4 protein-coding genes and 1 rRNA gene are annotated in these 6224 nt (G+C 39.8%); 4 read left to right on the top strand and 1 reads right to left on the bottom strand.

Going from position 1 to position 6224, the window contains the following annotated elements; genetic code table 11:
- Positions 1-115: 115 nt before the first annotated feature.
- From rrf to IV81_RS09055, 4 genes are all read left to right on the top strand, one after another.
- A 5S ribosomal RNA gene (rrf, locus tag IV81_RS09070) occupies positions 116-232 on the top strand.
- Positions 233-871: 639 nt separating this feature from the next.
- A complete protein-coding gene (locus tag IV81_RS09065) occupies positions 872-2035 on the top strand; it encodes a galactokinase (RefSeq protein ID WP_057804397.1) in 1164 nt (387 codons plus the stop codon).
- Positions 2036-2058: 23 nt separating this feature from the next.
- Positions 2059-3516 carry a UDP-glucose--hexose-1-phosphate uridylyltransferase gene (gene galT, locus IV81_RS09060; RefSeq protein WP_057804396.1) on the top strand — a complete coding sequence of 486 codons (1458 nt, stop codon included), beginning with the start codon at positions 2059-2061 and terminating at the stop codon, positions 3514-3516.
- A 320-nt stretch (positions 3517-3836) separates the two neighbouring features.
- Positions 3837-4391 (top strand): sigma-70 family RNA polymerase sigma factor, encoded by a 555-nt coding sequence (locus IV81_RS09055; RefSeq protein WP_057804394.1) that lies wholly within the window; start codon positions 3837-3839, stop codon positions 4389-4391.
- 145 nt (positions 4392-4536) lie between these two features.
- Here IV81_RS09055 and IV81_RS09050 read toward each other — a convergent pair whose 3' ends face one another.
- Positions 4537-6012 (bottom strand): BglG family transcription antiterminator, encoded by a 1476-nt coding sequence (locus tag IV81_RS09050; RefSeq protein WP_057804392.1) that lies wholly within the window; start codon positions 6010-6012, stop codon positions 4537-4539.
- Between the last annotated feature and the right edge of the window lie 212 nt (positions 6013-6224).

Raw genomic sequence — 6224 nt, 5'->3', positions numbered from 1 at the left:
ATCGGTCGAGGACTTAACCAAGTAGAAGTGGTTGAAACTCGGAAGAAAGAATAGATATTATTCAGTTTTGAGAGAACAAAAGTTTTCTCAAGTGATAACGCAAGTTAGCACAGAGTGTGGTGACGATAGTGAGAAGGATATACCTGTTCCCATGTCGAACACAGAAGTCAAGCTTCTTAACGCCAAGAGTAGTTGGGGGATCGCCCCCTGCGAGGGTAGGACGTTGCCATGCAAGTTAAGGGTCTTCCGAATGGAAGGCTCTTTTTTTGTGGAAAAATTTCTTTTAAGACGAACCATCTCAAATAGTGATCAAAAAAAGACCGATCAACGGTCTTTTTTTCGAGATTACTGGACCAGTAGTGAAGCAAGAGTGTTAGAAAATGGGTCGGTTGTTTTGCTAGCATACTCCTGAATAGTGTTAACTAGGTTCCCTAATTGGGACTCCCAATATGAGATTACATAATCGTAAGTTTTAATACTGCCTTTAGGCATTGTGGTGATACATTGATTAACAAAATCATGGGCTTTAAGTCCGCTACGTTTAAAAGCATCATATTGATTTTCATTTAGTTAAATCAATGGTCTGGTTACGTAACTCAATAATTGAATTATAAACGAAAAAATTGGAACTAATAATAAGTTTTAAACTGAAAACTGGGTTAAAGTATGACTAACCACTTTTAGATAAAATAATTCAACCAAAAATTAATCAAAAAATTAATTTCCCATTTAAGCCTATATAATAGGAAGAAATTATTCAAAAATATAAAATTATCCGGTTTAATTCAACAAAGCATTCTACGAATTGCAGGATTATTGTAAAATAAATTATGAAACCGTTTACGGAATATTTGGTCTGGAGGATGGCAATATGGATAAGGAAGCAATTTCAGCGAAATTCAATCAAATTTTTAATACGGAAGCAGAAGAAGTCTATTTCTCTCCCGGTCGAATTAATTTGATTGGGGAACATACCGACTATAATGGGGGACACGTCTTCCCTTGTGCGATTAGCTTGGGAACTTACGGAGGGTATCGCAATCGGGAAGATTCGGTAGTTAAAATGTTTTCCGGCAATTTGGCTGATACGGGTGTAATTGAATTTGATGTTAATGATTTAGATTTTGACAAAAAATATCAATGGAGCAACTATTTGCGCGGAATGATGCTGGAGTTACGAAAATTAACCCAGGATTATGAGCACGGCTTTGAGCTGTATCTGGAGGGGGATTTACCAGATGGAGCGGGCCTATCATCGTCGGCATCCATTGAAATGCTGATGGGAACGATATTGAACGAACAATTTGAGTTGCATATTGATCCAATTGAGATTGTGAAGGCCGGGCAACGAGTTGAAAATAATTACATTGGGGTTAATTCCGGAATCATGGATCAATTTGCGGTCGAAATGGGAAAGCGAAATGAAGCAACCTTCCTCGACACAAATACGATGGAATACGATTATTCACCATTGGATCTCGGAAAACATATTATTTTAATCATGAATACCAATAAGCCGCACGAACTTGTCAATTCGGAATACAACACGCGGCGTTCCGAGTGTGAGCAAGCGCTGTCGTTACTACAGACTAAGCTTAACATTAAGGCACTTGGCGAACTTTCCAACGATGCCTTTGACCAGTATACGTACTTGATTCATGATGAAACGCTCATCAAACGGGTGCGCCATGCGGTATTCGAAAATCAACGGACAATCGCAGCGAAAGCGGCACTCAACAAAGGCGATCTCAATCTTTTCGGTCGGCTCGTTAGTGCTTCACATATTTCACTGCAATATGACTATGAAGTAAGTGCTCCTGAACTGGATCTGCTGGTTAATGAAGCATGGAAACACGACGGCGTCCTTGGAGCACGGATGATTGGCGGCGGATTTGGTGGATGTGCAATTGCGCTAGTTGAAAAAGACCAGGTCGATGATTTGATTGAGACACTGGGTGCCAAATACCAAGAAAAAATCGGTTACGCGGCCGACTTTTATGAAGCTGAAATTGTCGATGGACCCCATCAAATTTAAAAGTGAGAGGTAATAGAGAACTGATGAGTAGTAATGCAATCCAAGCCCTATTAGAACTAGGGCATAAAACAAGAGCAGTTCAAACGGGGGACGAGCGGTATGTGACAAATCGGGTGCTGGCCTTGATTGGCGATCAGGCCGATTCACCCGATACGCCCGTTCAAGCAAGCACGATTATTGAACAATTAACACAGGTCGCAATTCGAAACCAAAAAATCGACAATACAATTACCGACCGTGAAATTTTGGCGGGCCAGTTGATGGATCTAATTACGCCGCGGCCAAGTTCAATTAATCAGCGCTTTAATCGAATTAATGAAGAAAATGGCAGTCGAGCAGCAACCGACTACTTTTATGAATTGTGTCGGCTAGATAATGATATTCAGACCGCCGCAATCGCTAAAAATATCGAGTATACGGCGGCGGGTCTGGAAGTGACGATTAACCTTTCTAAACCGGAAAAAGATCCGAAAGCGATTGCTCAGGCGGCTAAGACGGCTTCGGCCACGTATCCTCAATGTCAGCTTTGCTTGGAAAATGAAGGTTATCTGGGACGAGTGGGGTATCCGGCGCGCAGCAATCATCGGATTATAAAAATGCAGGTTAACTCAGAGCCGTGGGGATTTCAGTATTCGCCATACGCCTATTTTCAAGAACACGCGATTTTTATTGATCAAATTCACCGACCAATGAAAATTAATCGACAGACTTTTGAAAATTTAATCGAAATTGTCGAAAAATTTCCGCATTATTTTGTTGGAAGTAATGCGGATTTACCGATTGTTGGTGGGTCAATGTTGAGCCACGAGCACTATCAAGGCGGGCGCCACGTCTTTCCAATGATGAAGGCGCCAATTGTGCAAAATGTTCGTTTGAATCAGATTGCGGACGTTACGGCCGGAATAATTCAATGGCCAATGACGGCAATTCGTCTAAAAAGTACCAATCGGGAAGCCATTGTTGATGCCGCGGAAACCATTCGTGAAAAATGGCAGGGTTATTCAGATGCGACGCTTGATATTCGAGCGACTTCTAACGGCCAAAAACATCATACGGTAACTCCAATTGCCTATCGCAAGGGCGCAGACTTTATTATTGATATTGTCCTCCGCGATAATCAAACTTCGGCTCAATATCCGGACGGCATTTTTCATCCGCATCAGGATGTTCAGCATATTAAAAAGGAAAACATTGGTTTAATTGAAGTAATGGGGCGGGCAATCTTTCCGCCACGGCTGATTCCGGAAATGGAAGAGGTTAAAAGCTTCCTATTAAATCAACCGAACGCCATTGCCGATTATCATCGGCAGTGGGCGGAGGAGCTTCGCCAGCATAATAGCATTACAGCCGATAACGTTGAAGAAGTGATTCAAGATGGAATTGGGGCGACATTCAAGCGCGTTTTAGAGGATGCCGGGGTCTTTAAGTGGGATTCCGCTGGTCGCGAAGGACTGCAAAAATTTATTTCAAAATTAAATTAAAAATTGAATGATAACGCTCGGGGTGAACCGTCTTTTTGATTGGTTCATTTCGGGCGTTTTTTGGTGATGGAACGCCGTTAGTCACCGGTTAATGATTCTTATAAATTAGTCTCCAAAAATATTTTCTCATTTTTGATCAAAATTCCTCATCTAATTTTAAAAATTTTAATCAAGAAAGCGATTTATCTCAAAACTACACCTTTTTGGGCCAAAACTACACGATTTTGGCTTAAAACTACATGTTAAAACTGCTTTTCGACTTCTGTATTATAAATAATTGACCAGGGGCCCTTGGATCTTACCCGTAGGAGATTCAAAAAATGGAAAATAAAAACAGAAGTATGAGAAAAGGATTTGAACACATGATGAAATCAGGACACCAAAGGATTATTTTTGGTGCGCTTAAACAACTCCATGTTCGCCCATTTAGGGAAGAATTTGAAGATTTTTTACAGGAAGCTCGTCTAACTTATGCCAAAGCGTACGTTAGTTTTCCCGGTGATCCAGTGCTCGAGGATGAAAAGTTTCGAGTCTATGCTTACCAAGCCGTTTACTGGCGAACCCTTGATTTAATTCGGGTTAGTCAAAAAATGGAAGAGAACAATCTGGAAGAATTTACCAAAGAAGAATTAACGATTCCAACTTTAATCTGTAATCCCAAACTGGTGGAACGGATGATGAGCGACGAGTTATTTCGGCGACTTTACGAAAAATGTACGCCCGCGGAACGCCGCTTTTTAACCGATAGTTACGTGTCCCAGCTATCGAACGCTGAAATTGCACAAAAGGAAAATATCAGTCGACAACGAGTTTCTCGATTGCGACGTCAGGTTGGTTGCAAGGCGTTGATGGTGATTGAAAATTCCGAGGACTAACGGCGTCCTGCAGACATGGCATTAGAAGTAGACAAATCATTTAAATGCCTTGGACAAAAACCAGTTAAAATAAAAAATTAGAAAACCATTACATCAAAAAGCCCCTCGTGTTAGATTTATCCGACGCGAGGGGTTTTGCTATTCTTTATCTATATGTTTTGAAAAGGGCGGAAGCTTTACTTGCGCGAATACTTTCAATCATTGCGCCGAGATCTTCCCAGTCGGATGGAGTAGGTGGATCCTCCCAAGTTAGCTGTGGTAAGTGAAGCTTTTGGGCAAAAACATCCGAAATATAAATATCGGTGTTAGCAGACGCTTTCTCTTCAATAATAATATTGGCATGGTGAAAGGCATCTAGCGAACTAATGACGTAATCGGTGTATAAATCACCTTGCGAAAAATCAACGGCAATGTAAACTCGCTCTGTTAGCGAATGTGCGGGAATGTTATTGATTAACGCGAAAACGTAGCCGTAATAAAGATTAATCTGATTTGATCTATCTAAAGTAAAGCCCTCATTCTTTTCAAAGGTCTTAAGAAAGCGATTGATGACAATATCAAACGATGGATATGACTTCTTGAAAAACTTAACGGAGTTTTCACGGACGAAGGTAGTTGGCTCAATATAAAACGAAGTTAGTTGTAAATTAACGTTTAACAAATCGGCACGAAGTCCATCTTTAAGATTTGGACCCATTGGCGCGTCAATAATATGATGCTTTTCGATGAAATCAATAAAATGATCGGACAGCTTCGAAGCTAGTGGGAAATTGGTATTAATTTCATGATCATTACTCTGTTTTATATACTGCTTGGCAAGTAAAAATCCGTATAAATAACCCATCTCAGCGTGATCGAGCGCAAATTTTCGACCGAGGGTTTTCTTTATTTTTTGAAAAAGTTCAGGATACTTTGCATCTTCTTTATCAATGACAACGACGGAATCCGTGTTGATTTTTTGATTGCGATGCCGCATGATCCAAATCCGCAGAAAAACGGAGAGCTTGAACTCCTGACTTAAGCGTAACGGCCGGTCAAAGTACGGCTCGCAATCGCTAATCAAGTCATTGATGAGGTCGTTGAGCTTTGGAAATGGAACCTCAAGACCACTATAGACGTTGTAGTAAAGTTGAAATAAAACCAACCGATAACGAAATTCGAGGTTAGCTGCTGAACCGAATTCTTTTAGGTTTAAATGCTTTTTAATAATAGATTTGGCTGATTTAATGTTGCGATAAAGTGCAGCACGACTTAAATAGCTTTGATTTAAAAATTGATTAGGCGTTAATACTTCATCATAAAACATGAGGTACTCAAACGCCGGGAAAAGTTGAGAACGATTAAAGTATGCTAACTTTATTTTTTGAACAATGAGGTTAGACAAGTTTTCTGATTGCCAAATTCCCTTACTGATAACTATTACGTGGGCATTTTGAGTATCAGCCAGTTCGACTAAATCATTATTAATATACTCCAAAGAGCTATTAAGCTTATAAGCGCTTAGCCCTAAATTCGCCGCAATCTCATTAACATCAACGGGTTGGTTGGATGATTTATTTAATTCCGAGAGGATCTCAAAAGATAGCTGATCCCTTTTGTCCATTAATAGTTTCGGGTCCATGGTGAATTCTCCTTTATTGGTGTACACCTAAAGTATACTCTGTAAAAAGAGTTTTGAAGATATTATTGATGAAGAAAATTGATAAAATTTTTATACGTTGTTTAGGGTGTTTATTTTTATTTCAGAAAAATGAAACAAATGTACTGAAAATGATTCAAATGCGTTTTTTTAAATAAAAGCGACTTAAAAATGAGGTATACCCAAAAAGTTAA

This window comes from Pediococcus stilesii (genome assembly GCF_001437075.1).
GTDB classification, from domain to species: Bacteria; Bacillota; Bacilli; order Lactobacillales; family Lactobacillaceae; genus Pediococcus; species Pediococcus stilesii.
Note: the sequence above shows the minus strand (reverse complement) of the source record. Positions and strands in the feature narration are given on the sequence as shown.

Bases quoted from the DNA above. Each gene is read 5' to 3' on its own strand.
- IV81_RS09065 (WP_057804397.1), top strand. From the start codon at position 872: ATGGATAAGGAAGCAATTTCAGCGAAATTCAATCAAATTTTTAATACG.
- galT (WP_057804396.1), top strand. From the start codon at position 2,059: ATGAGTAGTAATGCAATCCAAGCCCTATTAGAACTAGGGCATAAAACA.
- IV81_RS09055 (WP_057804394.1), top strand. From the start codon at position 3,837: ATGGAAAATAAAAACAGAAGTATGAGAAAAGGATTTGAACACATGATG.
- IV81_RS09050 (WP_057804392.1), bottom strand. From the start codon at position 6,012: ATGGACCCGAAACTATTAATGGACAAAAGGGATCAGCTATCTTTTGAG.